This window comes from Rhodococcus sp. YH3-3 (assembly GCF_001653035.1).
Taxonomy (GTDB): domain Bacteria; phylum Actinomycetota; class Actinomycetes; order Mycobacteriales; family Mycobacteriaceae; genus Rhodococcus_F; species Rhodococcus_F qingshengii.
In genome coordinates, this window is record NZ_BCWH01000002.1 from 529,547 (window position 1) to 554,787 (window position 25,241).

Here is a 25,241-nt window from a genome sequence, read left to right on the forward strand (position 1 = left end):
AATCAGTTCTCGGTTACCTGTTGTCGAGTGTGAACAAACGGAACACGGTCCGCATGCACAGAACGACGCCGACGAAGCCCAGTACCGCACTCGCGAGTGCATAGCCCGACAGCTGAGGTGTGAGTTGTGGTCCGCCAGGTACGAACAGCAGGATCGCCGCGACGATCAGCGCGGTCACTCCCGCCGCCATACCCAGGGCGTTGTTCGCCGACCGTCGTAGCCATCGCCTGTCGTCGGGGTGTGCAACCGAGCGAGTGCGAAGTGTGAAGCTTCCCGACGCGATCGAGGTCGCGATCTGATCGAGCTGACCAGGCAGGCGCCGGACCACCGCGGTTGTGACCGCCGTCGTCGACAGGATTGCCTGCGCGGCTGCAGTCGGGCTGGCGACATGGGTCAACAGTCGGGGTACTTCGGCCCGAACAGCAGCGACGAGGTCGATCTGCGGATCCAGGAGCCGCAGGGCGCGCTCCAAGGACGCGAGCGAACGGAAAGCGGCGGCGACGTCTCCCGGCACTCCGATTCGGTGTTCGCGAAGCACAGTGAACATTCGCGCGAACGATGCCATGGAAACATTGGGTTGGACACTGAGCAGGGTGATCTCTCGGCCCACCTGGTGACGTAGTGCTCCGCGATCAACTTCGGGCGGCACGTCGAATGCCATCAGCATCGCGTCGACTGTCGCCACCGGATCACCTGCGAGGGCAGCGTTGAGGAGCACGGCGAACAAGATCCGTGTCTCGCCGTCCAGAACCCCTACTGCGCCGAAGTCGAGGAGCCCGACCCGGCCGTCATCGAGGATCATGATGTTGCCGGGGTGCAGGTCCGCGTGAAACACGCCGTGGACAAAGATCCCGTCGAGCAACGACGCAAGAAGTTCGTTGGCGATGCTGCTGCGGGTGTCGCGGTCGAGGCCGGTGAGCGCCGACTCACCGTCGGAGAGCGGTGTGCCGTGAAGACGTTCCATCACGAGCACCCGTCCGCTACTGAGGTTGGGGTAGATGTGCGGAACGACGATATCCGGGCGGTTCGACATGGTGGAAGCAATCGCGCCGGTATTCGCTGCTTCGGTGCGGTAGTCGAGTTCCTAGAGCAGTGACGTGACGAGGCCCCCGGCGAGTCGGTGAACGCCGATATCGCGTGCCCAGGGAAAACGGGTCTCCGCGCGGGATGACACGCGAAGGAAGATATCGCAATCCACGCTCACTTGTGCGCTCGCCTCGGGCCGTTGAACCTTCACCACAACGTCGACGCCTTCAACGGTGCGCGCGGAATGTACCTGTGCGACAGAGGCGGCGGCGAACGGCTCCACATCGAACCATGCGAACACCGACTCTGGTGCGTCGCCGAGTTCCGATGCCAGTAGCTCCGCAATGCGGACTGGATCAGCCGGTCGTGCCGAACTTTGCAGAGACGAGAGAGTGCGAGCCAACTCGGGTGGTATGAGGTCGTCTCGCGTGCCGAGGATCTGTCCCAGCTTGACGAAAGTGACACCGCACCGGTTGATTACTTCCACCAGTGCGTCCCCGAACTGAGGCGCTGATGGCCCAGCACGGAGAGCGGGCCCGCCTCCCGCTCGCACGACGATACCCATGATCTGGACGTATCGCTTGGTTCGTCGCCACGATTTGCGGCTGCGCTGCAATGCTTCTGGCGGTCCGGGGATGGACCCTGTTGGAAGGACAACTTCGAGGAAAACCAATGCGGCCAGGCATGCTGCGAACACCCAGAGCGCGACAACTCCGAAGAATATGAGCGCTGTTCCTACGCTCACCAGAAGTTGATCGTCCTGGCTGGCAATTCCTGCAAGTGTTGCGACGTATCCCGACAGTGGAACCCCCACCGAGAGTGCTATCACCGCGACCGCAAGGGTTCGCGGCCATCCGACTCTCGTCCCCAGCGTTCGTCGCGTCACGCCCGCCAGTGCTGCTGCAAGAAATGGCGTCGTGACGATCCAGACCATCAAGTCCATTGCGATAGCGTACGGGTTTACAATCTGCGATACATCCAGGAAAACCCCGAGCCCACCTCGACTGACGGTTAACAAGCCCGAAGGTGCCCAAACGTCGAACATGCTCGGGCACTTCAGTGTTCATTCGCTCCGATGTCGACTCGTCCTGATCTACCGTCCACAACCGGATTGTGAGTGCTCAGGTAGAGACCACCTATCGCAGATTTCGACGACCCGCGCCCGTGGCGGCCCGGAAGATCGTCACTCGGTTAACTTCCCCGGACTGTCTGGGAGGCAGAGGCCGAACGCCAGATCTGCCCGCAGTTATACCGAAGCTTTCGCACCAGCGACTTTCCTCGCTCAGCGGTGTCGGTGCATTGCTCGGTGTCCAATCGTGAAGACATCGAAGTTAGGACGACCCTTTGTGATTCACGCCCGGACCCGCGGATGTACGATACCGTACGACCTAGCCGCAGTTCTATGGAAATAAGAGCAGGCCAATGTCCAAACTGGCGAACAGTAACACCTAAGGATGACCGTGATCAAGCCCCGCCATCTTATAGCTATTTCTTGCGTCGGAATGTTACTGACTGCGTGCTCGGATAAGAGTACAAATGCGATTCCCGAGACCGCGAATGCTGTAGAAAATATTAGCACTTCAACTTCTGAGGAATTCCCTGAGAAATCACAAAGCGATCGGATTGTATGCGGTGGCGAGGTAGGTCTGGAACGGTGGGGAATAGGTGTGTATTCGACTTACAAAGCACTTCTTCGCGGGGAATCGTCCTCGATTAGCGCAACAACGCTTGCTCGGCAGTTGACTGACCTGACGATGATTGCGACTAGTGTCGAAAGTGAAGACGGTTCGAAGACTATCAATGACGCTAGTTCGGATATCCGTTTGGCCATTACCAAAATGATCCAGGACGCCGACCGCAAGGCTCAGCACTTCACTGACGCCGCTGATAGAAGATTTACGCCCGACAACGATGTGACTGATGCGATGACCTCCTACACCAATGCGCTCGTCGCATGCACGACAGCTGGATATCAACCATCGTGGTTTAACCTTAGTGAATTAACTGGAAAATAGTTCCATTAACTCTTTGGCTGAAGTGTGAAGTCGAAGTTTACGGGTAGCTTGATCTGACTATGCTCCCCAACTCGTGAACGAAGTGGAGGTAGCCTAGTTGATAACCAAGTTCTTTGGACGTGACGTAAGTGTTGACTAATCGGCAGAACGCTTTCTGGGGCCGTCGACTTGTTGGAGCTGCGTCAGTTTCCCGGTGGATCGACGGTGAACGTGAACCCTCCGGAAGTCATTGCGTTGGTTTCTTCGAAGATCGAACAGAGAGCTTCGGCGGCGTCGGTCGCCAATGCTCGGGCAGCGTTGGGGGTTCGACCTCGGGCAGTCACCGCGAGCCCAGGTACGTCCGCATCTGTGATCGTGAGATCGGACTCGTAGTCGGAAGCACTGCCACCGAGTATCTGCGCGAGTTTTTCAGCAGGAACGGACATGCCGTTGGAGGCTTCCCGATCACCGATGTACGCATCGCGCGGGGACCCGTCGTAGAGTCCGGTTCGATTACTACTGAACTGAACTACTGCAGTTTCGGTGAAGGAGATGGTCTTCGTCCACCACAGACCTCCCGCTACGACCAAAATGGCGGCGGCAACGGCCACCATTACCTGACCGCGGTGGTCGGAGAGGAATGTTCTCCTCTGTCAGTTGTACCGCCTTGGCCAGCTGATTGACCGGCTTCATCACCACCTTGTCGGCGGCTGGTCCGCGAGATCACGTCCGCTTCGCGTCGTCATGATTGCGGACGAACTTCATGAGTCGGGGAATCACCCGATCGGGTATGTGTCCCAGGATTCCGTGGCCGGTTCCGGCATAGATCTCCACTTCGGCTTCAGGTACAAGATCAGCTAACCTCGCGGCCACCTGCTCGGGGTTGGAGACCACCGTCTCAGCACCGGAGATTACGAGCATGGGAACCGAAATCGACTGCACTTCTGCATCCTTGAGCATTCGTGCCCACCCGATACCGGGCCGGTAGTTCAGCGCTTCCTTGGCGAGGGCGAACTCGAGGTCGCCGAGAACGTACCCGGGGGACAGCCAATCGTTGAGCTTGCGAATATTCTTGTCGGTGCGGCGCATACCGGCGCGGACCATCTTCAGCAGCACACGCCACGAGGGCTTGTCGAAGACTCCACCCGGTTCGATGAGCGTCACACTCGCCAGTCGTTCAGGAGAATGAAGTGCTACGAGAACGGCATGCCACGCGCCCTGCGAGTAGCCGACCAGGTGGACGCGATCGACCTCGAGTTCGTTCAATACCTCGCTGATCCAGGTGGCGAAGTCGGACTCCCCGGTCAGTGGAGAAGTCTGGACACTGAGGCCTGGTGTGCCGATCGTGTCCAGTGCGTACACGACTCGGTCTCGGCACAGGTCCTCGATGACGATGTGCCATTGCAGACAATTGGCCCCGAGAGAGTGCACCAGGACGATCGGCGTCTCCGTGCCGGTCCCCGACCTACGGACATGGGTGGTTCCGAACGATGTCGGCACGTCGAGTTGTGTCGACGGAACCGGCCAGGTGCTCTCCAGTTCTCGGTAGATGCTCTCGTACGCCTGCTTTGATGCTTCGTTCTTGAATCGTCCGATCTTCGGCATGAGCCTCCCTCTCGCTGCATTCAATTTTGATGGTATGACCGTATCACTAATGCGGTACGTGCGTATCATTAACGGGTCAAAGTCATCTATATCGAAAGGGGAAGGACAGCCTCATGCCGCGACTGGTCGACCATGAAGTGAGGCAACGGGAGATCACCGACGCGGTGCGGCGAGTAATTGTCGACGGTGGGCTCGCGGCGGTGACATTTCAGTCCGTTGCTGCCGAGGCCGGGATTTCGGTGCGACTCGTGCAGTACTACTTCGGCACGAAGCGGGAATTCCTTCTCGCGACGCATCAAGCTGTGCGTCAGGATGCGGGTGCTCGCTTGATGCAGGAGTTGTCTGTTCTTGGCGCGGAAGCGACACCCCGCGAGGTTATTTCAGCGTTCCTTGTTGGCATGCTCCCACTCGATCGACAACGTCGGGAGGAAGCGATTGTTCTCGGCGCCTTCCACGCTGCCGCACTGACCGGACAAGGAATCGCCGCCGAGGAAACCCTCACTGCCCCAAGAGAGTTGACAGCGCTCATTTCCGGCCAGCTTCAACGAGTGACCAATCGGGACGCGGTTGCGCCGTCAATGGATCCCGACCTCGACGCCGAGCTCATTCTGGCGGCTGTCGCCGGGCTCGCCCAGGGGATGCTTCCCGGCTACGCCACAGCAGAATTGGCGGTCCAGTTGGTTGAGCGTCTCCTCGATCGCATTCTCGGGCCGACGAGACCTCAGGCCACGAATCAACCCGAAGTCGGCCGCCGTTAGTATTCCGGGATGTCTCCTGTGAACCCAGCGCTCGCCGGCCGGGTGTTTCCCTCGTCTTCGTACCTTGTCGGGCGCGAGAAGATTCGCGAGTTCGCTCTGGCGGTGCGTTCGAGCAATCCCTTGCACCATGATGTCGGTGTCGCCAGGGAGGCCGGGTTCGTCGATGTCATCGCACCGACAACATTCACAACCGTTGTCCAGCAACGAGCGATCATGGCACTGCTGCGCACGCCGGATACCGGGCTCGATCCGACTCGTGTGGTCCATACTTCCGAGAAGATCGAGCATCAGCGTCCGATAGTCGCCGGCGATGACCTGTCTACGACACTGACGATTACAGGGGTGACAGTGCGTGCAGGCAGTGCGATCCTGTCGACAGTTTCCGAGATCCACGACGTGACCGACGCTTTGGTAGCAACGGTCACCTCGACGCTGCTGGCGCGAGGAGAAGGCGCATGACCGTACCCGTCGTGCCGGTTTTCGAAAACCTCGTCCTCGGTGACATCGTCGCGAAGGTTGATCTGGTCCTCACTCGTGATGACCTAGTTCGCTACGCCGGTGCCTCCGGCGACATGAACCCGATCCATTTCAACGACGCAATCGCTACTGCGGCTGGGCTACCGGGAGTTCTGGCGCACGGAATGCTCACTGCCGGAATTGCTTTGCAGGCTATCGTCGACTGGGTTGGTGACCCGAGCGGTGTGATCTCGTATGAAACTCGCTTTACTCGGCCCGTCGTAGTCGATGCCGTCGATGGTGCTGATCTCTCCATCACTGCGAAGATCGCGCGAATCGACGCCACGATGCGGACAACGCGGATCGATGTCACAGTCACGCACAAGGGCCAGACGGTTCTGGGAAAGACCCAAGCGCACCTTCAGTTCCCGGGCGCCTGACAGGATTGCGGGCTGTCACTGGTCACATCGGGACCTACGCATCCGGGCGGGAGATCAACTGCATTGTGGCGCAGCACTACCGGAAAGACACCAACAGCTCGTCCGACGCTTGCATCGGTGCGTATCCGTCGGCGATGACGCGCCGACAGCCGTCGATCTCGACGGTGAGTAATCGTTCCTCGTTCGTGGGACGGTCCACGTAGATCGTCGACGCCACCTCGGTGGCCACCGCGTCACAGTCGGGAGCGGGTGGAAGTCCGTCGAAGGTTTCCGTCGTAGACGATGTGCCTACGAATTCGGTGGAGGAGAATCGGCAGAAAACGCTGCCCGCCGACAGCGATGTCAGCGCCGTTGTACCTGTCGTGGCTGGTCGGTAGGTCGGCCTGCAATGCGACAGTTCGTAGATCTGATCGTCGGACAACGCTATTCGGTGTTCGGTACTGCCGACCGGTGTCAGTTCCTTGATGGCGGCCAGGCCACCGGGTTTCGGTAGTCCACACGAATCGGAGGGATACCCCGGCCGAGTTGCTCGGCCTCGATCGTCGACCAACCAGAATTGCTCCAGGACAGCCAGGCTGTAGTTGTCACCGCAGCCTTCGGGGAACCAAGTCTTGTGCGCGGACGAGCGGTTCAGCATTTCCACCGCCCGACTGAAATCGCCCTCCCAACGGTGAGCAGAGAAGCTGACGGTTCGGTCGGCTGCCACGTTGTCGCTGACAAACGGGTCTCACGTGACGGCGGCGACGGGTACGAAATCGTCTGGAACTGTCGCAGTTGGTGTCGTCTGGAGCGGGCCCATCGGATACGGGGTCGCGCACCCCAGCGTCTCGGCGTCGACTATTGCGGCAACAGGACGGTCGGGGATGGTCACGTGCCAAATGCCGGCAACAGCGAGGATGACGATCACGACTGCGAACCAACGCCAGAGCATGAGCACACCGTATCGGTCCCGATGTGCGCCGAGGCTTAGTCCTCCGTTTACCGCCGAAGTCCTCGCATCCAAATTGAGTGGATCCAGGTTGCGGCTCGCAGATATGGTCCACTGGTGACGCATCCGAATGGTCGAAACGACAGTCCGATCCTGGTGATTGGTGCCGGCGTCGTCGGCGCGTCGATCGCGTATCACCTGGCGCGCGTTGGTCTCCGAGTCACCGTGCTGGAGCACGGCTCGGTGGCGGGAGGGGTGACCGGCAACTCCTTTGCCTGGGTCGGCCTCTCGAAGAGTGCCGCAGAAACTTACTCAGATCCGTTCCGGCAAGGAGCTGCAGTCGAAATCGACCGCCTGGAGCGCGAACTCGTCGAGCCAATCGGTTTGCGCCGCAGAGGCGCGATCACCTGGGAAGAGACGGAAGCGGAGACTCGAGCGTTCGTAGATGCTCATCGAGCACTCGGCCATCCCGTCGACCTCATCGGTAAAGAGGAAATCCTTGCTCGTGAGCCGGGATTGCGGACGGCCCCCTCGGTCGCAGCGTACGCGCCTGATGACGGTGGCGTTGACCCGGTTGCGTTCGCTCGATCGCTCCTGCGAGGTGCCGAAGAGTACGGTGCCACAGTGTATTCCGATGTCAGTGCGCTCGGGGTGCTCGCGGAGGGCATGAGAGTGTGCGGAGTAATGACTGCCGACGGTCCCGTCTACGGATCGGCCACCGTGCTCGCTGCGGGTACCGCGATTCCTGGACTCGCGGCGTCGGCGGGAGTGGACGTCGAGGTCGACGCCTCCCCGTGTTGCCTCATCAGATTCTCGACGCCCTACCCATTGGTGAACGGAATACTCTCCTCTCCGGATTTCGAGATCCGGCAATTGGACGACACGACACTGATTGCGGCTGAAGATGTTCCGGTCGGGTTCTCCGGAGATGCTCGTGAGCTTGCGGGGCCGACGCTGCGCGCGATCCGCAGTCAGCTTGAGGACGGTGACCAAGTGGAACTGATCGAGGCGGTAGTCGCTGACCGTCCCATCCCGCGTGGTGGCCGCCCGCTGCTGGGCTTCGCCGAAGGCGTGTCGGGGCTCTATCTGGCCGCGACGCATCCGGCGATCATTCTGTCCGGAGCAATTGGAGCCCACGTGGCCGGGGACTTCGCCCGAGCGTCAACCCTGGACGGTTAGACGACGACGCCGGAGCCCGGTTCGACAAGGTTCGAGCCGATATTGCGGTTCCTAGTTCTCTCTAGGACACGCGCTAGAGAGCGGGATATTCGTCTACTCGGCTTGTACCGTCGATGGGCATGGACCCCGTGCGCAATCCGTATGCCCCCGGTGCCGGTCAACGCCCGCCGGAACTCGCCGGGCGCGACAAGCAGATCGACGCCTTCGACGTCGTTCTCGAGCGAATTGCGCGTGGCCGCCCGGAACGAAGTGTTGTCCTCACCGGATTGCGTGGCGTCGGCAAGACCGTCCTGCTCAATCAGTTGCGTTCGGCCGCGATCTCCCGGAGCTGGGGGACAGGCAAGATCGAGGCGCGCCCCGATCAGGATTTACGACGCCCACTCTCGTCAGCGCTCCACATGGCAGTCCGAGAGATCGCGGTCTCCCATCGCGATCCGGAGCGGGTCGAGCAGTTCCTCGGAGTCCTCAAATCGTTTGCCCTACGCGCCACTGCAGACAAGGGAATGCGCGAGCGCTGGCAACCAGGCATCGACGCACCTGCGATCAAAGGTCGCGCGGACAGCGGCGACATCGAGATCGACCTGGTCGAGTTGCTGCTCGACGCGTCGTCGCTGGCCAGAGATGTCGGCGTCGGGATCGCCATCTTCATCGACGAGATGCAGGACCTCGGAGCAGCGGATGTCTCGGCGATCTGCGGGGCCTGCCACGAGTTGAGTCAGGACGCGGCACCGCTGATCGTCGTCGGTGCAGGGCTTCCGCATCTGCCTGCTGTGCTGTCGGCGTCGAAAAGCTACTCGGAGCGCCTGTTCAGCTACCACCGGATCGACCGCCTCGAGCGTGAAGCTGCAGATCAGGCGCTGATTGCACCTGCCGAGCGTGAGGACGTCGAGTTCACCGAATCCGCGCTCGACGCTCTGTACGAAGCGGCTGACGGGTACCCGTACTTCGTTCAGGCCTACGGAAAAGCCACGTGGGATGTGGCGGCGTCGAGTCCGATCACGGCAGAAGACGTGCGCGTCGGCGCGCCGACGGCTGAGGAAGAACTCGCTGTCGGTTTCTTCGGATCGCGGTACGAGCGAGCAACGCCCGCGGAGCGTGAGTACATGCGCGCCATGGCCGATCTCGCCGGTGACGACGGGCCCGTCGCAACCGCGAAGATCGCCGTCGAGTTGGGGCGCAAACCGGCTTCCCTGTCGCCGGCACGGGATGGACTGATCAAGAAGGGGCTGATCTATTCGGCAGAACGTGGATCCATCGGATTCACGGTCCCGCACTTCGGCCGATACCTGCGCGGACAAGCGGAGTGAACGCGCTCGAAACCGCGTGGGATCGGGTGGCGGCGCTCAGTCCCAATCCGCCGGTGTGGGTGGTTCAACTGGCCGCGTTGATCGCCGTGATCATCGTTCTCGAACCACACCTGTGGCGGATCGCCCGCAACGTCGTCACCATCGCACACGAGGGCGCTCATCTGATCGTCGCCGTCCTGGTCGGCCGACGGTTGAAAGGTCTTCGCCTGCATTCGGATACGTCGGGTGTCGCGATTTCGTCGGGCAAACCGACCGGCTTCGGCGTCATTCTGATGACGTTCGCGGGGTACGTCGGACCGTCGATTCTCGGACTCGGCGCGGCCGGGTTGTTGGGCGCGCAGCGTGCGGTCTCGGTGCTGTGGATCGGCGTATTCGTCATCGCGGTGATGATGGTCCTGATCCGAAACCTCTACGGAGTCTTCTCACTTGCAGTCGTGGGAGCCGTGTTGTTCGGGCTCGTCTGGTGGGGGACCCAGGAGCAGCAAGTGGCCGCAGCGTACTTCCTGACGCTCTTCCTCCTCTTTGCCGGACCACGCCCGGTCGTGGAACTTCAACGGCAGCGAATGCGACGAGGCGGGGCACCGGACTCGGACGCCGACCAATTGGCCAGGCTCTCACCGATACCCGCGATCGTCTGGGTCGGGTTGTTCCTGCTCGTGAACGTCGCGGTGCTCGTGCTCGGCGGATGGTGGATTCTGCGCCCGGTGGGTGGCTGACCGGATTGATCCGTTGTCCCGTCAGGACAACGGACCAACGATTGTTGATGCTCTGCGGACGTAGTCATCGCGTGAAGGCGCTCATATCGTGGAAGTCGACGAGTGGTCGTGCCGGGACTTCCCGCGGCCACACCCGCAACGACGAAGACCGTCGACGATGACAAGGATTCGTTTTGGACGACAAGAACTTCCGGGGACGAACCGCGATCATGTCCGGGGGAAGCCGTGGCATCGGACTTGCCATCGCCCGTGCGATAGCGCGCCGCGGCGGAAATATCGTGTTGCTCGCCAAGACCGATACGCCGGATCCCAGGCTGCCCGGAACTATCCACACGGCTGTGGACGAGTTGAACGAGCTCGAGGGTCATGCCGTTCCGGTCGTCGGCGACGTGAGGAACGACGACGACATCGCGCGGGCCGTGGCTGCAGCGGTAGAGCACTTCGGTGGCATCGACATCGTGGTCAACAACGCGAGCGTCCTCGACATCTCGAAAACCGAAGATCTCGCGATGAAGCGATTCGATCTGATGCAGCAGGTCAATGTCCGTGGTACCTTCGCGCTCACCCGCGCGTGCCTTCCGTACCTTCGGGTTTCGGCCAATGCGCACGTGTTGACGCTGTCGCCGCCGCTCAACTTTTCGCCGCACTGGTTGGGTGCTCATCCGGGCTACATGTTGGCCAAATACGGAATGACATTGGCGGCCTTGGGCATCGCCGCAGAGTATTCAGGTGCACCGATTTCGAGTAATTGCCTGTGGCCGGAGACCATGATCGCCACGGCCGCTGTCGGAAACCTGCTCGGGGGAGACGACAGTATCGAGCACTCGCGTTCACCCGAGATCATGGCCGATGCGGCTGTCGAGATTCTCGGGCGTCCCGCCGGCACGGATACCGGTCGTACAGTGCTCGACGTCGAGATCTTGCGCGAGGCGGGGATCTCGGATTTCTCGCAGTACGGCGGTCGGTCACCGTTGGCGATCGACATCTTCGTCGACGCTCCAATTTCGTGATCTCGGGCGATCTACAGGTATCTAGCCAAATCGCTAGATACCTGTAGATCTTCCTCACGCCACTTCGTGCTCGCCGCCCGGGGCAACCTTCTGAAGTCCGCGATATGCGTCGCTGGCACTTTGGCGACCGCCGATGACGGCCTCGACCTCCGCGGCAATCGGCATGTCGACACCGTATTCACGGGCCAGATCCATGACGGTGGGGGCAGTCTTCACGCCCTCGGCAACCTGGCCGAGCTTGGCGACCGCCTCCTCGACGGTCAATCCCTGCGCCAGAGCTTCGCCGACGCGACGGTTCCGAGAAGTCGGAGCCATGCAGGTGGCAATCAGATCGCCGACGCCCGTCAAGCCGGCAAAGGTGCGCGGGTTGGCGCCCATCGCTTCACCGAGTCGAGTCATCTCGGCGAGGCCGCGTGCGAGCACCATCGCACGAGTGTTGTCACCGACTCCCAGGCCGTCGGCCATGCCCGAGGCGATGGCAACGATGTTCTTGAGGATGCCGCCGAGTTCGCAGCCGAGCACGTCGGTGTTGCGGTAGACGCGGAAGACCGACGACGCGAACAGGGGTTGCAGCGCGGCGGCGACGCGATCGTCCTGGGTGGCCACGACCGATGCCGCGGCCATGCCGTCGACGATCTCCTTGGCGATGTTGGGGCCTGCGAGCAATCCGACGGGATGGCCGGGCAGGCACTCGGCGATCACTTCGGTGGGGCGCTGCCGGGTGCCGGGCTCGAGACCCTTGGACAGTGACAACACCGGGACCCACGCCCGAACCTCGTTGGCGATCTCGGCGAGGGTGGAGCGAACGGCGTGCGATGGCACCCCGCATACGAGTACGTCCGCTTCGCGGGCAGCTTCGACCAGATCCGAGGTTGCCTTGAGCCCCTTGGGAAGTTTGCGCTCACCAAGGTATTTGGAGTTGGTCCGTTGCGAATTGATCTCGTCGGCTGCTTCGGAATTGCGTGCCCACAACAGGGTCGGGGTGTTGCGGGCAGCGAGGCCGGCCACCGTGGTTCCCCACGATCCGGCACCGAGGACGACGACGCGTACCGGGCGGGCCATCAGAGTGCGCTGTTCTGGGTAGCGAGTGCTGTCATGGCGCCAAGCGTTCCACTTGCGGAGCAGTTGCGGGCCAATTCCGCCGAGTCTGTGGCTCGACTTACAGATGAGGCGGCGGTTCGGGGCTTTCGCGCATTGTTTCGACCGCTTCTGCGGATTCCGCGACGATCGAGCGCATGGCGGCTTCCGCGGCGTCGGCGTCCCCGGCCTGAATGGCCGATGCGACCACTCCGTGCAGGTGGATCGCTTCGGGGTCGGCCTCGTGGGGCATCAACGAGTGGCGGGTGCGGCCTTCGAGTATCTCGACGACGATCTGCGACATCGCCCGCAGCATCGGGTTGCCGGAAGCGGCGAGCAGTGTGCGGTGAAAGTCGGAATCATGGCCGAGATATGCGTCGGTATCGGCAGCGCGAGAGGTAGCTGACATGCCGATGACGGCTGCAGTGAGAGCGCCGCACTGCTCAGGTGTGGCGCGAGTTGCGGCGAGTCGCGCAGCCAGAGGTTCGATGCCGGAACGGAGTTCGCTGAGGATAGACAGCTGCTCGAACCGATCAGGACCGGCCAGTTGCCAGCGGATGACGTTGGGGTCGAGCGAGTTCCAGTGCTCGGAGCCCAGGATGGTGATTCCGACGCGGCGACGAACCGAGGCGAGTCCGAGGGATTCGAGAACGCGGACAACTTCACGGATGACGGTTCGCGACACGTCGTAGCGCGTTGCCACCTCGTCGGCAGAGATCGTCGTACCCGGAGCGAGCACACCACCGACTATGTCTTGGCCGAGCTGTTCCAGCATCGAGTCGTGTAACTGCTGAAACGGGACAGAAGGCATACGTAGATCGTCCCATGCGTATGGAGTAAGCCCGGTGGAAGCCGAATAAATACTACAAATTAGTGTCTGCTCTTGAAATTGTAGGTTAATTAAGGAACAGTGACCTCAATCACTCATCGGACTGGGAGTCCCTATGAACACCACAGCATTGCTGGCGGCCGAGGTCGTCCCCGCTGGTAGCGACGCACGATTGATCATCGCTGCAGTCGCCGGCGTCGCGGTCATCATCGCGTTGATCACCTGGCTGGACCTGCATCCCTTCCTCGCGCTGTCCATCGGCGCGGTGGGCGTCGGTCTGGCGGCCGGCCTCGGATCGGCCGAGTCGGTCGCGGCGTTCGCGACAGGCTTCGGGTCGACCATGGGAAGCGTTGGAATCCTGATCGGTTTCGGCGCGATGTTCGGCAAACTCCTCGCCGATTCCGGCGGTGCCGACCGAGTGGTCGACACGCTGGTCGGCCGTTCCAGCACCAAGGCGCTTCCGTGGACCATGGCTCTGGTCGGCGCAGTGATCGGTCTGCCGATGTTCTTCGAAATCGGTCTCGTCCTGTTGATGCCGGTCATCATCCTCGTCGCGCGGCGTTCCGGCTTGTCCTTGATGCGCATCGCGATCCCCACCCTCGCCGGCCTCTCGGCCATGCACGGGTTGGTTCCCCCGCACCCCGGGCCGCTGGTTGCAGTCTCGGCTTTGAACGCAAACCTCGGCCTCACCCTCGCACTCGGTGTCCTCGTCGCGATCCCCACTGTTGTTCTCGCCGGACCGGTCTTCAGTAAGTACGCCGCGCGGTGGGTCGACGTGAAGGTCCCGGATCTTTTTGTCACAGGCGAAGATCGAGGCGAGGAAGAGAAGAAGCAGCGTCCCTCGTTCGCGGCTACTCTCGCAGCGATCCTCCTCCCGGTTGTTCTCATGCTGGGCAAAGCATTTGCAGACGTGATCGCACCCGATTCCGAGGCACTCCCCAAGTCCGTCCTCGACTTCCTCGGAACACCCGTTGTGGCTTTGGGTCTCGCGGTTCTGGTCGGTATGGTGCTGCTGGGTCGCGGCGGCGGAATGGACCGCAAGGCCATCTCGAAGTCACTCGAGAGTTCCCTACCTCCCATCGCAGGCATCTTGTTGATCGTCGGCGCTGGTGGCGGTTTCAAACAGGTCCTGATCGACACCGGTATCGCCGGAGTGATCGCCGACGCGATCAAGGGCAGCAGCCTTCCCGTGCTGTTCCTGGCCTGGCTGGTGGCGGTATTGATCCGCGTCGCAACGGGTTCGGCGACGGTGGCAACGGTGACGGCGTCGGGCATCCTTGCTCCGGTTGCGGCCGATCTCTCGTCCGCACACGTCTCGCTGATGGTCTTGGCGATCGGCGCGGGCTCGCTCTTCCTCTCGCACGTCAACGACGCCGGATTCTGGTTGGTGAAGGAGTATCTGGGCGTCAGCGTGGTACAGAACCTCAAGACCTGGACCGTGATGGAATGCATCATCTCGGTATCGGGCCTGGCCGGAGTGCTCGTGTTGAGCGCATTCATCTAGGTAGGCGAGCACATGAACAGCGAAGCGGCACAGCAGAAGCAGTATCCCGTGCTCGTCCTGATGGGTGTCTCGGGTTCGGGAAAGTCGACGGTCGGCGGCATGCTCGCCGGAGCGATGGGTTGGGACCTTCAAGAAGGCGACGATCTGCATCCGCAGGCGAACATCGACAAGATGGCGACCGGGCATCCGTTGAACGACGAAGACCGCTGGCCCTGGCTCGACAAGATCGCCGTCTGGATCAAGAGCCATACCGACGCCGGTCAGCCGGGCATCGTCACGTGTTCGGCACTCAAGCGCAGCTACCGCGACGTGCTTCGCGGTGAGCACGTCGTGTTCGTGCACCTCGCCGGTTCGCGGGATCAGATCGGCCAGCGATTGACCGCTCGCCTCGATCACTACATGCCCGCCTCGCTGCTCGACTCCCAGATCTCGACACTCGAGGCCGTCGACCCGGACGAACAGGCCATCGTCGTCGACGTGGGCGGGAGTCCCGCCAAGATCGCGGAGGAGATCCTGCGACGGGTGGAGACATTCGAATACTGAGCAAGCCCGGCGTGTAGGCACCCGCGGTTCGGGTTACGGTGCTTGGGTGACTGCTGCTGCGCAGACGGACTGAACCGTGACCGACTTCGACTTCCACAGCGTCTGGACGCTTCCTGCCTCTGCTGACCGCGTCTACGAGGTTCTCGCGGATGCCGAACGGTATTCGCAGTGGTGGCCTCAGATACGCCGAGTCGGGACGATCGACGAGCATTCAGGCTCCATGTCCATCCGCAGCGCTGTCCCTCTGACGCTGCTGGTCTTCGGGCGACGCGAGGTGGAAGACTCAGTTGACCGCTTTCTGAAAGTGCGTCTCACCGGCGCAATGACAGGGTGGAGTAGCTGGGCGGTGCGCCCCGCTGGATCTGGTTGCACAGCCGAATTTCGGCAACAGGTAGCGGTGTCCGGAGCGCTTGGTCTGGCCGCGAAGGTCGCGAAGCCGCTGTTCGAGTGGAATCATGAAGCGATGATGCGTGGAGGGCACCGCGGACTGTGCGCATATCTCTCCCGGCCGTGATCGCGACCAGAACTTGCACACGCTCGAGCAATTGATCCATACCCGTCGTGTCATTTTGACGCAGCGTCAGTTATCGTTCACATCAGCAGCCGACAAGTATGTGTAACTCAAATGCACAAAACGGCTTGACCTGGGAGGACGCTATGCGGACGCGAGATTCGACGGTATGGCATTGGAACGTGAGTCCGCGAGCGCGGGTTATCTTCTGCCTGACCAGGACGTTCGTGAAGCCGATGTTCACCCTCTGGCCGACCACCGAACGTGGTATCCGCCAACTCGAGCGACTCGACGCGATGGCGGACAAACTGCCGAAGCCGAAGAACCTCGATATCGAGCCTTTCACGCTGGGTGGTGTGCCCAGCGAGAAGGTGCAGCATCCACGCAAAGCGCAGGGCGAGTTGGCCGGCGCCACGATCCTCTACTTCCACGGAGGGGGATTCGTCTTCTGCGGTCTGGCAACGCACCGGGCACTGTGCGGTTTGCTCTCTGCGAAGGCCGGCGTACCGGTGATCTCCGTGCGCTACCGCCAGCTGCCGGAAGGTTCCATCGGCACCTCCGTCAAGGACGCAATGGCCGCGTACACCGCGTTGCTCGAGACAGCCGAAGACCCGAACAAGATTGTGGTTGCCGGTGACTCGGCGGGCGGATACCTGGCCATGAAGGTCGCCGAAATTGCCGCACTGCGCGGAATCACGCGGCCCGCTGCCGTGGTGGGATATTCCCCTCTTCTCAACGTGAACCTCGAGGACCATGATCCCGATTTCATGAAACGTGATGCCTACCTACCGATGTCACAGGTGGAAAAGCTCAAGGACCGGTGGCTCGAGGGGCCGGACGAGATTCCTGGTGCGCAGTCGCCGATCAACGCCGACGCCAGTCTGATTCCGCCGTCGTTCCTGGTGTCCGCCGAATACGAACTGATGCGTCCGGACGTCGAGATCATGACCGAAAACTTGATCAAGGCAGGACATGCCGTCGAAACGCACATCTGGAGTGGGCAGATCCATGCTTTCCCGGTGATCGGGAAAGCTCTTCGGGAGGGGAAGGCGATCGTCGATCTCACGATCAAGTTCCTCGAGCGAACGATGGCCTCGCAGAACCAGATCAGCGCCTGACGCTTTTCAGCCGATCGATGTGAGTGTTGCGTAGTCGTCGTTGTCGAGAACGCCGTCGACGACTGCGCGAACTTCCGAGGCGTGCAACGTGATCGAACCGCCGTGATTGTCGAGGAAGGCTGTGTCTGCGGCATCTCGGCCGGTCGAGATGCGCACAAGATTGCTGCGCGGCGCCAATTGCGTTGCATCGACCACGCGCCAGACGTGGTCGATATTGGCTTCGACTACGGCGTGAAAATCCATCGGATCGCAGCCCGGCGCGTAGACGGCCACCAGTCGAGCGGGAATCCCCACGGCGCGCAGCAGTGAGATGGTCAGGTGCGAGTAGTCGCGGCACACTCCGGCGCCGGCGAGCAAGGTGTCGACCGCACTGTCGGTGCCGCGACTGGTGCCGGGAACATAACTCAAATGTGTACTCACCCAGCGAGTGACTTCGAGGAGGAGTTCGGCCGGGGGAGTGGCGAGATCGAATTGCCCGGCGACAAAACCGAAGAACTTGTCGGCCTCGGCATACCGGCTGGGGCGCAGATATTTCGACACGTCGTAGTCGCTGACCGACGCCGGTTCTGCGCGGCCGATGACGGTTGCGTCGTAGCTGACGATCAGTTTGCCTGGGGCACAGTCGAGTAGGTGAATCCGGGTACCGTGTTCGGCGGTGATCTCGCGGGGTTCGAGCGGATTGCCGTCATGGACGAACGACATCGTTTCCAGCAGTTCGACACCCGGCGCGCGCGTCACCGCGATCTTGAACTCCAGGTTGGTCGCCTCGTCGATCTCGATGTCGAGCAGGGCGGCGACTGTACGTTTCATCGGGCCATCTTTACACCGAATACGGACACCCACCACCTGGGAGGATTGTGACGTGCGATCAGGCTTCGGGGTAGTCGACGTCGACGCCGCTGCTGAGGTCGCTGCACTCCACCAACTCGACCCCGTGTTCGCGTAGGTAGGTGTTGGCGCCGCCGTCCCCGGTGAGTGACTTTGCAAGCGTCGGCCAGTGGTCGCGTCCGATCAGGACGGGATGGCCGGGACGGCCGTGAAAGACAGCTCTTCGCAGTATGTTTCGTGATGGGGAGCTGTGACCCACGATCCGCGTCACGGTGTCGGCGTTGAGGTCCGGGACGTCGACCAGAGAGATCGCTGCCGCATCTGCGTCGTCGATTCGCATGGCGGCCTCGAGTCCGCAGCGCAGTGACGCGCTCATTCCGTGTTGCCAATCCGATATCACCACAATGACATCGGTGGTGGGCAGTAGTTCGAGGGCGTCCTCTGCCTGCGCGCCGAGCACCACGATGACCGGTGAGAGGCCTGCGGACTGCAGTGTCGTCACCCCGTGGTGGAGCCAAGACTGACCCTCGGTGTTTGTGACGAGCGCTTTGGGTTTGCCCATGCGGGATCCGGCCCCGGCCGCCAGCAGGATCCCGCACGTAGACATGACTATGCTCCGGTGACCCGCGGACGCAGCCACTCGATCAGATCGTTCAGAACTTCTTCCTGCTCAGGCTCGTTGAAGATCTCGTGGTACAGGCCGTCGTACACCTTCAAGGTGACATCCGAAGAGCCGGCCAGATCTGCGACGAGCTTGCTGCCGGCCGGGTCCGTCAAACGGTCGTCCGAGCCGTGTTGAAGCAGTACGGGAATGGTGAGCGAGGGCAGGCGCGCCGGGAAGCCTTCCGCGGCGGTGATCATGCCGCGCGCGATGCCGGCGGGAACCTTGCCGTGGTGAACCAGCGGGTCGGCGTTGTACTTGTCGACGACCTTCTGATCACGCGATACGGCAGCAGCTTCCAGGTTCTCGACGGGCACGTCCGGGAGGTATTTGCCGACGATCTTGCCCAGCTGCATCACGATCTTCGGAGTGCCGGTTGCGATGATCACCGCAGGTCCGGACAGGGCGAGGGCTTTGAGATCGGCCTGATGGTCGAGGGCGTAGGAAAGGGCGATCGCGCCGCCCATGCTGTGCCCGAGCAGGAACTTGTCCTTGCCGGGATGTGCCGCCGTCACGATCGAGAACAACGTGTGGACGTCGTCGGTGAAGTCGGAGAATTCCTTGAGGTGAACGCGCTTGCCGCCAGAGCGTCCGTGCCCGCGATGGTCGGGTGCATACACGATGAGCCCGAGTTCCCCGAGCCGCGCAGCAACATGGTCGTAGCGCCTCGCGTGTTCGCCGAGTCCGTGGCACAGGACGAGAACCCCGGTGGGTTCGCGGTCCGGTGTCCACACGTCGTAGACGATCTTGGTACCGGCGACTCCGGTGAACGACGACTCTTCGTGCTGCATTGTTGCGCCCTCTCTGCGACCGGTTCCGGTACGCGGATTCTCACATGCTATTCGCCCGGTGGGCAGGGCGCGGGTGTTCAGGGTGTGAGGTCGTCGAGGAAACTTCGACACTTGTTTGTTACGGCTGGTTACATTAACTTAGGGGCGTGACCGGACAAACCGTTGATCGTTCCGACCCTGTTCCCGCCACCCGCTCGCGCCGATTGTGGCGACCCGCGGTTCGGGCTTTGCTGGACGGCGCGCTACCGCTGATCGACAAGCGAATGGCGGAATCGGTACGCCCGTTCGATCGGCCCGAGATGCTGCGTCCGCACCTGGCTTCGCGGAAGTTTGCGTGGACGCACTACGGGATCTTCGTTCCCCGGCTGCCAGGGCCTTTCCGTTACCTCAACACCATGACGTTGATCGGTGCAACCGGGACGGTGGTGTTCGACAACGACTATCTCGCTGCACCCGACGCGCGAAACACCGCAACCGTGCTGAGTTCCACCGCAGCGCCGGGCCATCACTTCTACCGGGCGTACGACGCTGCCGATGAGTGTGCGTTCGAAGAAGATGGTTCGCGAATCGCCTTCGGTGACAACCTGATCATCGAGAACAGCTATCCGAACTTCCGAGTCACCGGGCGATACGACTCATTCGACGTCGATCTCGAGATCGTGGCAACGGACCAAGCGTCGTGGTTCGTGCGTAATCCCGTCTACGACCACGTCAGTCTGCTGGCACAGTGCTCCGGAACAATTGCGAGTCCGGATGGACCGGTGAGTGTTTCGGCTCCGTGCACCGTCGAGTACGCGCGGTGCATGACACCGCAATCGTTGACTCGCCGCGCGCTTCCCGAGTCGTGGAAGCTCCCGGCCGACTTTTTCACCTACCAGATCGTTCAACTGGACGACCGGCATCAGTTGTTGCTCACCGATGTTCGAGCGTCAGGGGTTACGGCGTGCAAGCTCGCCTACATTCGGACTGTCGACGGTAGTGCGAAGGTCTTCGACGACGTCGAGTTCGACGTGCTCGAGTACGCCGACGCATTGCACGTCGACCCACAGGGTCGCGAGATGCGTGTGCCGCGCGTACTGCGTTGGCAGGTACGCGATCACGGCAGGACGGTCGTGGAGTTCGAGGCCGAGATCGACTCGGAGTGGCGCTACGGTCACGGCAAGGGATACGTCGGCGCGTACACCTACCGGGGAAGCTTCGACGGTGCGTCGATCAACGGCACCGGTTACATCGAATGGGTGGACTGCGAAGTGTAAGGCCCCTAGGGTGTATCGGTGCCTTTCGTAGACCCCGCCGCGCTGACGATTCGTCCGCAGAAGATCCTTGTCGCGGGGACTTCCGGTGCCGGAAAGACGACTCTCGCCGGTCGAATCGGGCGGCTTCTCGAGATCGAACACACTGAGCTGGACTCGCTGTTCCACGGGCCCGGCTGGATTCCGCTCGACAGTTTCGAAACCGAAGTACGACGCTTTTCCAGCGAGCCGGCCTGGGTGACCGAGTGGCAGTACGGTGCGGTGCGTGAGCTTCTGGCCGAGCGTGCGGACCTGATGCTGTGGTTGGATCTGCCTCGGCGGACGGTGATGCGCCAGGTGATCACACGAACCGTGCGTCGGCGATTGCATCGAGAGGTGTTGTGGAATCGCAACATGGAGCCGCCACTGCACACCATTCTGTTCGATCCGGATCACGTGGTGCGCTGGGCCTGGCGAAGCGACGGACGCAACGTCGGGCGTATGGCCACGGTCCTTGTCGATGTGCCGTCGTTGCCGATAGTTAGGCTTCGCAGTCGAGAAGAGATCGAGGCTGTGCTCGAAGTCCTCGGCCGTCTGCCCTCAGATCGTCTGAGCTAGGCGAAATCCCAAGTCGTCGATAGCAAATGTCGGGTGGCTTCGCCTCCTTACGGTAGCGCCGCAACCGCGCTCACTTTCGGCCCAACTGCCGCCGCGGAAGATCCGGTACGTGCCGTAAACCTCGGGGTCGTAGAGATCCCAGCACCATTCCCAGACATTGCCGATCATGTCGTACAGGCCCCAGTTGTTGGGTGTCTTGGTTCCGACGGGATGCGCTCTACCCTCTGAATTGTCGCTGTACCAGGCAATCTCGTCGATCTCGCCGTAGCGGTAGCCGGAGGTGCCGGCCTTGCATGCGTACTGCCACTCGGCCTCGGTGGCGAGCCGGTAGCCAGTTGCGCCCCGGTCCCACTGCGGAGAATCGGTGTCGACGTCTCGATATGCGGGTGTCAGACCGTCCGCGACCGAAAGTGTGTTGCAGGTTGCGATGGCGTCCTTCCATGAAAGGTCGACCGCTGGTTTGCTCGAATCGTCCGACGAATCTCCGTGAAGCAGCGCCCTGGTGGTGAGATGGCGTGCGAGGCGGAAGGATTCGACTTTCGAGGTCCACGCAGTACCTTTGCGGTCGTCCCGAAGGTGCACCTCGCCGGCAGGGATCTCGATCATCAACTCCGCTGCTCCGGTCATTCGTTCATCATCGCAGAGGTTGTCGCTCACCCGGGGAGACGCTCGAACGCTGCTTGTGGATCAAGGCCGGTGCGCATGCGCCATGCGGTCAGCGCAAGCCCGAGGCAGACCACCTGTGCCGGATCGTCGAGGGAAACACCCATCAGCTTCTCGATACGCGTGAGCCGTGCATAAAGCGACTGACGCCGAATGCCGAGGAAATCCGCGGTTCTCGCCTTGCCGCCCCGATGTGCGAGGTACGCGTCGAGCGTTCGGACGAGGTCGGCGGAATGTGCTGTGTCGTATGCGATCAGCGAACCGAGTTGCTCGGTTACGAACACGGACAGCGAAGCGGGTGTCGTTCCGGCGGCGAGCAGTCGTTGGACGCCGACGTCCCTCGCGAGGATCACTCCGGTCCGGGAGCCGAAGCGCCGCGCGATCTGGACGACTTCGCGAGCTTGCGCGACCGCAGCCCCGACGCCCGACAGATCCGCGACCGCTCGAGCGGGGGATGCGGACGCCCACCCGTGCGCGAGCACGATGACGTGATTGGCCGCAGTCCCGACGACACAGGAGCCGAGCACGGCCCGCACGGCGTCGCGTACTTGGTCAGCGAGCTCTCGAACCGGGGTTTGCCGATCGATGTCGACAGCGGCGACGAGGACGTGGTGCCCCTCCGACAACGGCGTCCACCCGGCCGCTGTCAGTCGCTCGGACAAGTCGCCGTGCGATGTGAGCACACCGCCCACCACGTCGGTGATCACCGATTGGGCGAGTGACTGTCTTGGGCCGAGATCGCCGTGACGGCCGAGTTCCAGAGCTACCGCGACGGCGGCGCAGTTTGCGACGGCGGTTCGGCGTGTGGTTGCCGGCCCGCACAGGACAAGTCGACCGAGTGAGTTCGTCGGGCCGCGTACGTCGTGGATAGTGCGTTCGGTCTCGGATCGCTCTGCGCCGGTTGTGCTGCGCTCGACGGTTCTGCCATCCGCGTCGAGCAGATCGACGCCGCACCCCGCGAGTCGTGACACCTTGTCGAGCAGCGCAGTCATGCCCTGGCCTGCAACCACGAGACTCAGAAGTTCTTGCCAGACAGGCTCGCCCGCTTGCGCCGAACCGAGAGTGCGGCGGAGCATGAGGTCGTGAAAGTCTTCGACCATCCGCTCGAAGGGCACTACTGCGTGCAGGGCCAAGAACGCGAGTCCCCGTCGGCGCGAAGCTTCGACGAGTTCGGGAGGGGCCGTGAGGAACGAGCGCCCGACTTCCATCGCGAGTGCGACGCATCCCGCGTCCGCCAATTGGTCGATGTAGGCGGTGAGCTGCTCGGGAGATCGCCCGTGCAGACCGAGGCCCGTGGTCAGAAGGACCTCACCTCCGGACAGCAGCCCACCCATTTCGTACACCTCGGACGAATGGACCCAGCGGACCACCGCGGTATCGACGTCGCCCGCGAGCACCTCGATTGCGGCGGCCTTGAATGAGGGCATCGCAAGAACTTGTCGCAGAGTCGGGAGCATTTCTATATCGTCCGCCGAGGGGGCACTTCGTCATAGAGCTAGTTCTGCCGAACTGACAGGTTGTCCCTTGTCGGGCTGTTACCACCGTGGTCGGATTGTGACACGAGCCACAATCGACGATTTTGGTCAGACTCCAGGAGCGCACATGAATCATCCGGCACACACCGATGAGTATTTTCTCGGACTTGCGATCGAACAGGCGAAGATCGGTTGGGAGGAGGGCGGCGTGCCGATCGGCGCGGCGCTGATTCACCGGGGCGAGGTTCTCGCAGTCGGACGTAACCGTCGGGTCCAGATGAACAGCGCCATCCGTCATGGCGAGACCGACTGCATCGAGCGCGCCGGACGACTGCCGGCCTCGGTGTATCGCGAGTGTGTCCTCTACACGACTTTGTCGCCGTGCTTCATGTGCGCCGGAACGGCTCGCCTGTACGAGATCCCTCGAATCGTGGTCGGCGAAAATCGTTCCTTCGAGGCATCGGAGGAATGGTTGCGCAGCAGCGGAATTCAGGTCGACGTCGTCGACGACGCGGAGTGTGTGGCACTGATGGACCGCATGCTGGCCGAGCGCCCGAGCCTGTGGCTCGAAGACATCGGCGAAGTTGTATGAGCAGCGCCGTCGAACCTGCCACGGTCGCAGGCGATTCGGAGAGCGCAGGCCCCCCGGTCGATCCTGACTATCCCGTTACTCCGGTTCCGCTTCATGCACGAAAGCCGTTCTTCTCGCTCGCGGTGGTGTTGTTGGGGTTCACCATCTTCACACCGACGATGTTGGCCGGAGCAGCGCTCGGTACCGCGTTCTCGTTCTGGAAACTGATGGTGGTGATCGCCGCCGGATCCGCCATCTTGGGGGTTTACGTCGCCATGATGGGGTTCGTCGGAGCTCGAACCGGACTGACAACAGTTGTGATGGCGCGCTACAGTTTCGGCACTCGCGGGTCCAAGCTCGCTTCGATCCTGCTGGGCGGTACTCAGATCGGCTGGTACGGAGTCATCATCGGCACGATCGGCGATCTCACCGCCCAGGCGCTGGGCTGGGATTCCTACCTCGCCAGGGCGTCGGTGATGATCGCGGCGAGCATCTTGATGTGCGTCACCGCCTGCTACGGCTACCGCGGAATGTACTGGGTTTCGCTCGTCTCGACGCCCTTGATCCTGGCGTTGGCCTGCTGGGTCGTGTTCCGGTCCCTCGAAGAGGTCGGTGGATTCTCCGGCCTGGTCTCGGTTCAACCGCAGACGACCATGACGATCGCGCTCGCAATCACCACTGTCGTCGGCACGTTTGTATCGGCGGGAACGCAAGCGCCCAACTGGACCAGATTTGCTCGCTCCGGATCACAAGCGGTGTGGGCCTGCGTTATCGGGTTCCTCCTCGGAAACGGATTGATGATCCTGTTCGGCGCCATCGGAGCCATCACGTTCCACGAGGGTGACTTCGTGTTGATCCTCTACAACCTCGGGCTTGTCGGCTGGGGCCTGGTCTTGCTGTTCGGAAACCTCTGGAAGAGCAACGCAGACACCGCATACGCCTTCGGAGTGGCCGGTGCCGAACTGTTCAGAAAGCCTCGCAAGACCCCGTTCGTCATCGGTGGATGTGTGATCGGCACGGCGCTCGCTCTGACCGGTGTGCACAACCATCTTGTCGACTATCTGAGCCTGCTCGGAACGTTCATCCCGCCATTGGGCGGTGTGATCATCGCGGACTTCCTGTGCCGCTGGCGGCGCGGCATTCCCGAGGGTTACACCCCGCAGCCGGTCCACTGGCGAAACCTCGCCGTCTATGCCGTCGCAGCGTTCCTCGCTTGGCTTTCCGGTGAGTTCGAGGTGGGAATCCCACCGCTGATCGGAATCGTGGCAGCAATTGCTCTGACGATGTTCCTGCACAGGGTGTTTGGCAACAGCTCGGCAGATCGGGAGGTCTCGACCTCCACCGTCTGAATCGTGCGTCAGGCACCAGCGAGCCCCCGGTGGTTTCGACCCCGCCGGGGGC

Annotated in this window: 27 protein-coding genes and 1 pseudogene; 16 read left to right on the top strand and 12 right to left on the bottom strand. The window is 62.0% G+C overall.

The genetic code is table 11. The features are described 5' to 3' along the window. Nucleotides 1-13: 13 nt before the first annotated feature. A pseudogene (locus YH3_RS15170) lies at nucleotides 14-2,071 on the bottom strand (ABC1 kinase family protein). Nucleotides 2,072-2,486: 415 nt separating this feature from the next. On the opposite strand from YH3_RS15170, the gene YH3_RS35580 reads away from it, so the two are divergent. Continuing rightward, nucleotides 2,487-3,041 (top strand): hypothetical protein, encoded by a 555-nt coding sequence (locus YH3_RS35580; RefSeq protein WP_154100301.1) that lies wholly within the window; start codon nucleotides 2,487-2,489, stop codon nucleotides 3,039-3,041. 182 nt (nucleotides 3,042-3,223) lie between these two features. Here YH3_RS35580 and YH3_RS36690 read toward each other — a convergent pair whose 3' ends face one another. Continuing rightward, nucleotides 3,224-3,634, bottom strand: a complete 411-nt coding sequence (locus tag YH3_RS36690; protein ID WP_238592621.1) for a hypothetical protein — start codon at nucleotides 3,632-3,634, stop codon at nucleotides 3,224-3,226. A gap of 109 nt (nucleotides 3,635-3,743) precedes the next feature. Beyond that, nucleotides 3,744-4,625 (bottom strand): alpha/beta fold hydrolase, encoded by an 882-nt coding sequence (locus YH3_RS15185; RefSeq protein WP_003940195.1) that lies wholly within the window; start codon nucleotides 4,623-4,625, stop codon nucleotides 3,744-3,746. A 113-nt stretch (nucleotides 4,626-4,738) separates the two neighbouring features. Here YH3_RS15185 and YH3_RS15190 point away from each other — a divergent pair, with 113 nt between their 5' ends. From YH3_RS15190 to YH3_RS15200, 3 genes are read left to right on the top strand one after another with little or no spacing between them, the layout of a single operon-like run. Continuing rightward, nucleotides 4,739-5,383 (top strand): TetR/AcrR family transcriptional regulator, encoded by a 645-nt coding sequence (locus YH3_RS15190; protein ID WP_003939902.1) that lies wholly within the window; start codon nucleotides 4,739-4,741, stop codon nucleotides 5,381-5,383. Between the two features lie 9 nt (nucleotides 5,384-5,392). After that, nucleotides 5,393-5,842, top strand: a complete 450-nt coding sequence (locus YH3_RS15195) for a MaoC family dehydratase N-terminal domain-containing protein (RefSeq protein WP_019745537.1) — start codon at nucleotides 5,393-5,395, stop codon at nucleotides 5,840-5,842. After that, the gene (locus YH3_RS15200) at nucleotides 5,839-6,279 is read left to right on the top strand and encodes a MaoC/PaaZ C-terminal domain-containing protein (protein ID WP_058037951.1); all 441 of its coding nucleotides are present in this window, start codon (nucleotides 5,839-5,841) and stop codon (nucleotides 6,277-6,279) included. The genes YH3_RS15195 and YH3_RS15200 overlap by 4 nt, the downstream gene beginning before the upstream one ends. Nucleotides 6,280-6,355: 76 nt before the next feature. On the opposite strand, the gene YH3_RS15205 is transcribed toward YH3_RS15200, so the two are convergent. Then, nucleotides 6,356-6,922 carry a hypothetical protein gene (locus YH3_RS15205; protein WP_238592622.1) on the bottom strand — a complete coding sequence of 189 codons (567 nt, stop codon included), beginning with the start codon at nucleotides 6,920-6,922 and terminating at the stop codon, nucleotides 6,356-6,358. Between the two features lie 84 nt (nucleotides 6,923-7,006). Beyond that, on the bottom strand, nucleotides 7,007-7,210 hold the full coding sequence (locus YH3_RS36695; RefSeq protein WP_238592623.1) for a hypothetical protein: 204 nt from the start codon (nucleotides 7,208-7,210) through the stop codon (nucleotides 7,007-7,009). Between the two features lie 114 nt (nucleotides 7,211-7,324). Here YH3_RS36695 and YH3_RS15210 point away from each other — a divergent pair, with 114 nt between their 5' ends. The 4 genes from YH3_RS15210 to YH3_RS15225 all read left to right on the top strand — a co-directional run bounded on the left by YH3_RS15210 (nucleotide 7,325) and on the right by YH3_RS15225 (nucleotide 11,419). Next, a complete protein-coding gene (locus tag YH3_RS15210) occupies nucleotides 7,325-8,386 on the top strand; it encodes an FAD-binding oxidoreductase (protein WP_064443667.1) in 1,062 nt (353 codons plus the stop codon). A gap of 119 nt (nucleotides 8,387-8,505) precedes the next feature. Next, nucleotides 8,506-9,693 carry an ATP-binding protein gene (locus tag YH3_RS15215; protein ID WP_007729973.1) on the top strand — a complete coding sequence of 396 codons (1,188 nt, stop codon included), beginning with the start codon at nucleotides 8,506-8,508 and terminating at the stop codon, nucleotides 9,691-9,693. Beyond that, nucleotides 9,690-10,409 (top strand): M50 family metallopeptidase, encoded by a 720-nt coding sequence (locus YH3_RS15220; protein ID WP_007729974.1) that lies wholly within the window; start codon nucleotides 9,690-9,692, stop codon nucleotides 10,407-10,409. The genes YH3_RS15215 and YH3_RS15220 overlap by 4 nt, the downstream gene beginning before the upstream one ends. A 173-nt stretch (nucleotides 10,410-10,582) precedes the next feature. Beyond that, on the top strand, nucleotides 10,583-11,419 hold the full coding sequence (locus YH3_RS15225) for an NAD(P)-dependent oxidoreductase (RefSeq protein WP_030536530.1): 837 nt from the start codon (nucleotides 10,583-10,585) through the stop codon (nucleotides 11,417-11,419). 54 nt (nucleotides 11,420-11,473) lie between these two features. On the opposite strand, the gene YH3_RS15230 is transcribed toward YH3_RS15225, so the two are convergent. Beyond that, nucleotides 11,474-12,481, bottom strand: a complete 1,008-nt coding sequence (locus YH3_RS15230; protein WP_003940093.1) for an NAD(P)H-dependent glycerol-3-phosphate dehydrogenase — start codon at nucleotides 12,479-12,481, stop codon at nucleotides 11,474-11,476. A 97-nt stretch (nucleotides 12,482-12,578) separates the two neighbouring features. Continuing rightward, nucleotides 12,579-13,307 (bottom strand): FadR/GntR family transcriptional regulator, encoded by a 729-nt coding sequence (locus YH3_RS15235; RefSeq protein ID WP_047272025.1) that lies wholly within the window; start codon nucleotides 13,305-13,307, stop codon nucleotides 12,579-12,581. 133 nt (nucleotides 13,308-13,440) lie between these two features. Between YH3_RS15235 and YH3_RS15240 the strand changes: the two genes are divergently transcribed. The 4 genes from YH3_RS15240 to YH3_RS15255 all read left to right on the top strand — a co-directional run bounded on the left by YH3_RS15240 (nucleotide 13,441) and on the right by YH3_RS15255 (nucleotide 17,001). Next, entirely contained in the window at nucleotides 13,441-14,829 is a 1,389-nt protein-coding gene (locus YH3_RS15240) for a GntP family permease (protein WP_003939838.1), read from the top strand. Nucleotides 14,830-14,841: 12 nt separating this feature from the next. Continuing rightward, entirely contained in the window at nucleotides 14,842-15,372 is a 531-nt protein-coding gene (locus YH3_RS15245; RefSeq protein ID WP_003940404.1) for a gluconokinase, read from the top strand. A 76-nt stretch (nucleotides 15,373-15,448) separates the two neighbouring features. Further along, the gene (locus YH3_RS15250; protein WP_007729979.1) at nucleotides 15,449-15,886 is read left to right on the top strand and encodes an SRPBCC family protein; all 438 of its coding nucleotides are present in this window, start codon (nucleotides 15,449-15,451) and stop codon (nucleotides 15,884-15,886) included. Between the two features lie 143 nt (nucleotides 15,887-16,029). Beyond that, nucleotides 16,030-17,001 carry an alpha/beta hydrolase gene (locus YH3_RS15255; RefSeq protein WP_064443668.1) on the top strand — a complete coding sequence of 324 codons (972 nt, stop codon included), beginning with the start codon at nucleotides 16,030-16,032 and terminating at the stop codon, nucleotides 16,999-17,001. 6 nt (nucleotides 17,002-17,007) lie between these two features. Here YH3_RS15255 and YH3_RS15260 read toward each other — a convergent pair whose 3' ends face one another. From YH3_RS15260 to YH3_RS15270, 3 genes are read right to left on the bottom strand one after another with little or no spacing between them, the layout of a single operon-like run. Continuing rightward, nucleotides 17,008-17,811 carry a transglutaminase family protein gene (locus YH3_RS15260; protein ID WP_030536536.1) on the bottom strand — a complete coding sequence of 268 codons (804 nt, stop codon included), beginning with the start codon at nucleotides 17,809-17,811 and terminating at the stop codon, nucleotides 17,008-17,010. 58 nt (nucleotides 17,812-17,869) lie between these two features. Beyond that, complete coding sequence (locus YH3_RS15265; protein ID WP_037128704.1) at nucleotides 17,870-18,436, bottom strand: NTP transferase domain-containing protein; 567 nt, start codon at nucleotides 18,434-18,436, stop codon at nucleotides 17,870-17,872. A gap of 2 nt (nucleotides 18,437-18,438) precedes the next feature. Next, nucleotides 18,439-19,281, bottom strand: a complete 843-nt coding sequence (locus YH3_RS15270; protein ID WP_019745522.1) for an alpha/beta hydrolase — start codon at nucleotides 19,279-19,281, stop codon at nucleotides 18,439-18,441. 146 nt (nucleotides 19,282-19,427) lie between these two features. Here YH3_RS15270 and YH3_RS15275 point away from each other — a divergent pair, with 146 nt between their 5' ends. Further along, complete coding sequence (locus YH3_RS15275) at nucleotides 19,428-20,537, top strand: DUF6670 family protein (protein ID WP_064443669.1); 1,110 nt, start codon at nucleotides 19,428-19,430, stop codon at nucleotides 20,535-20,537. 18 nt (nucleotides 20,538-20,555) lie between these two features. Further along, entirely contained in the window at nucleotides 20,556-21,131 is a 576-nt protein-coding gene (locus YH3_RS15280) for an AAA family ATPase (RefSeq protein ID WP_050654565.1), read from the top strand. Here YH3_RS15280 and YH3_RS15285 read toward each other — a convergent pair. Both YH3_RS15285 and YH3_RS15290 read right to left on the bottom strand, forming a co-directional pair. Further along, nucleotides 21,114-21,758 carry an SUMF1/EgtB/PvdO family nonheme iron enzyme gene (locus tag YH3_RS15285; protein WP_064444199.1) on the bottom strand — a complete coding sequence of 215 codons (645 nt, stop codon included), beginning with the start codon at nucleotides 21,756-21,758 and terminating at the stop codon, nucleotides 21,114-21,116. The two genes, YH3_RS15280 and YH3_RS15285, sit on opposite strands and share 18 nt — an antisense overlap. Nucleotides 21,759-21,784: 26 nt before the next feature. Beyond that, nucleotides 21,785-23,221 (bottom strand): PucR family transcriptional regulator, encoded by a 1,437-nt coding sequence (locus YH3_RS15290; protein ID WP_238592624.1) that lies wholly within the window; start codon nucleotides 23,219-23,221, stop codon nucleotides 21,785-21,787. Between the two features lie 175 nt (nucleotides 23,222-23,396). On the opposite strand from YH3_RS15290, the gene YH3_RS15295 reads away from it, so the two are divergent. Continuing rightward, entirely contained in the window at nucleotides 23,397-23,861 is a 465-nt protein-coding gene (locus tag YH3_RS15295; RefSeq protein WP_003940577.1) for a nucleoside deaminase, read from the top strand. Next, nucleotides 23,858-25,189 carry a cytosine permease gene (gene codB, locus YH3_RS15300; protein WP_064443671.1) on the top strand — a complete coding sequence of 444 codons (1,332 nt, stop codon included), beginning with the start codon at nucleotides 23,858-23,860 and terminating at the stop codon, nucleotides 25,187-25,189. Before YH3_RS15295 ends, codB begins: the two co-directional genes overlap by 4 nt. Nucleotides 25,190-25,241 lie beyond the last annotated feature (52 nt).

Bases quoted from the DNA above. Each gene is read 5' to 3' on its own strand.
- YH3_RS36690 (WP_238592621.1), bottom strand. From the start codon at position 3,634: ATGGTGGCCGTTGCCGCCGCCATTTTGGTCGTAGCGGGAGGTCTGTGG.
- YH3_RS15185 (WP_003940195.1), bottom strand. From the start codon at position 4,625: ATGCCGAAGATCGGACGATTCAAGAACGAAGCATCAAAGCAGGCGTAC.
- YH3_RS15190 (WP_003939902.1), top strand. From the start codon at position 4,739: ATGCCGCGACTGGTCGACCATGAAGTGAGGCAACGGGAGATCACCGAC.
- YH3_RS15195 (WP_019745537.1), top strand. From the start codon at position 5,393: ATGTCTCCTGTGAACCCAGCGCTCGCCGGCCGGGTGTTTCCCTCGTCT.
- YH3_RS15200 (WP_058037951.1), top strand. From the start codon at position 5,839: ATGACCGTACCCGTCGTGCCGGTTTTCGAAAACCTCGTCCTCGGTGAC.
- YH3_RS36695 (WP_238592623.1), bottom strand. From the start codon at position 7,210: ATGCTCTGGCGTTGGTTCGCAGTCGTGATCGTCATCCTCGCTGTTGCC.
- YH3_RS15215 (WP_007729973.1), top strand. From the start codon at position 8,506: ATGGACCCCGTGCGCAATCCGTATGCCCCCGGTGCCGGTCAACGCCCG.
- YH3_RS15230 (WP_003940093.1), bottom strand. From the start codon at position 12,481: ATGGCCCGCCCGGTACGCGTCGTCGTCCTCGGTGCCGGATCGTGGGGA.
- YH3_RS15235 (WP_047272025.1), bottom strand. From the start codon at position 13,307: ATGCCTTCTGTCCCGTTTCAGCAGTTACACGACTCGATGCTGGAACAG.
- YH3_RS15240 (WP_003939838.1), top strand. From the start codon at position 13,441: ATGAACACCACAGCATTGCTGGCGGCCGAGGTCGTCCCCGCTGGTAGC.
- YH3_RS15245 (WP_003940404.1), top strand. From the start codon at position 14,842: ATGAACAGCGAAGCGGCACAGCAGAAGCAGTATCCCGTGCTCGTCCTG.
- YH3_RS15255 (WP_064443668.1), top strand. From the start codon at position 16,030: ATGCGGACGCGAGATTCGACGGTATGGCATTGGAACGTGAGTCCGCGA.
- YH3_RS15260 (WP_030536536.1), bottom strand. From the start codon at position 17,811: ATGAAACGTACAGTCGCCGCCCTGCTCGACATCGAGATCGACGAGGCG.
- YH3_RS15265 (WP_037128704.1), bottom strand. From the start codon at position 18,436: ATGTCTACGTGCGGGATCCTGCTGGCGGCCGGGGCCGGATCCCGCATG.
- YH3_RS15270 (WP_019745522.1), bottom strand. From the start codon at position 19,281: ATGCAGCACGAAGAGTCGTCGTTCACCGGAGTCGCCGGTACCAAGATC.
- YH3_RS15285 (WP_064444199.1), bottom strand. From the start codon at position 21,758: ATGACCGGAGCAGCGGAGTTGATGATCGAGATCCCTGCCGGCGAGGTG.
- YH3_RS15290 (WP_238592624.1), bottom strand. From the start codon at position 23,221: ATGCCCTCATTCAAGGCCGCCGCAATCGAGGTGCTCGCGGGCGACGTC.
- YH3_RS15295 (WP_003940577.1), top strand. From the start codon at position 23,397: ATGAATCATCCGGCACACACCGATGAGTATTTTCTCGGACTTGCGATC.
- codB (WP_064443671.1), top strand. From the start codon at position 23,858: ATGAGCAGCGCCGTCGAACCTGCCACGGTCGCAGGCGATTCGGAGAGC.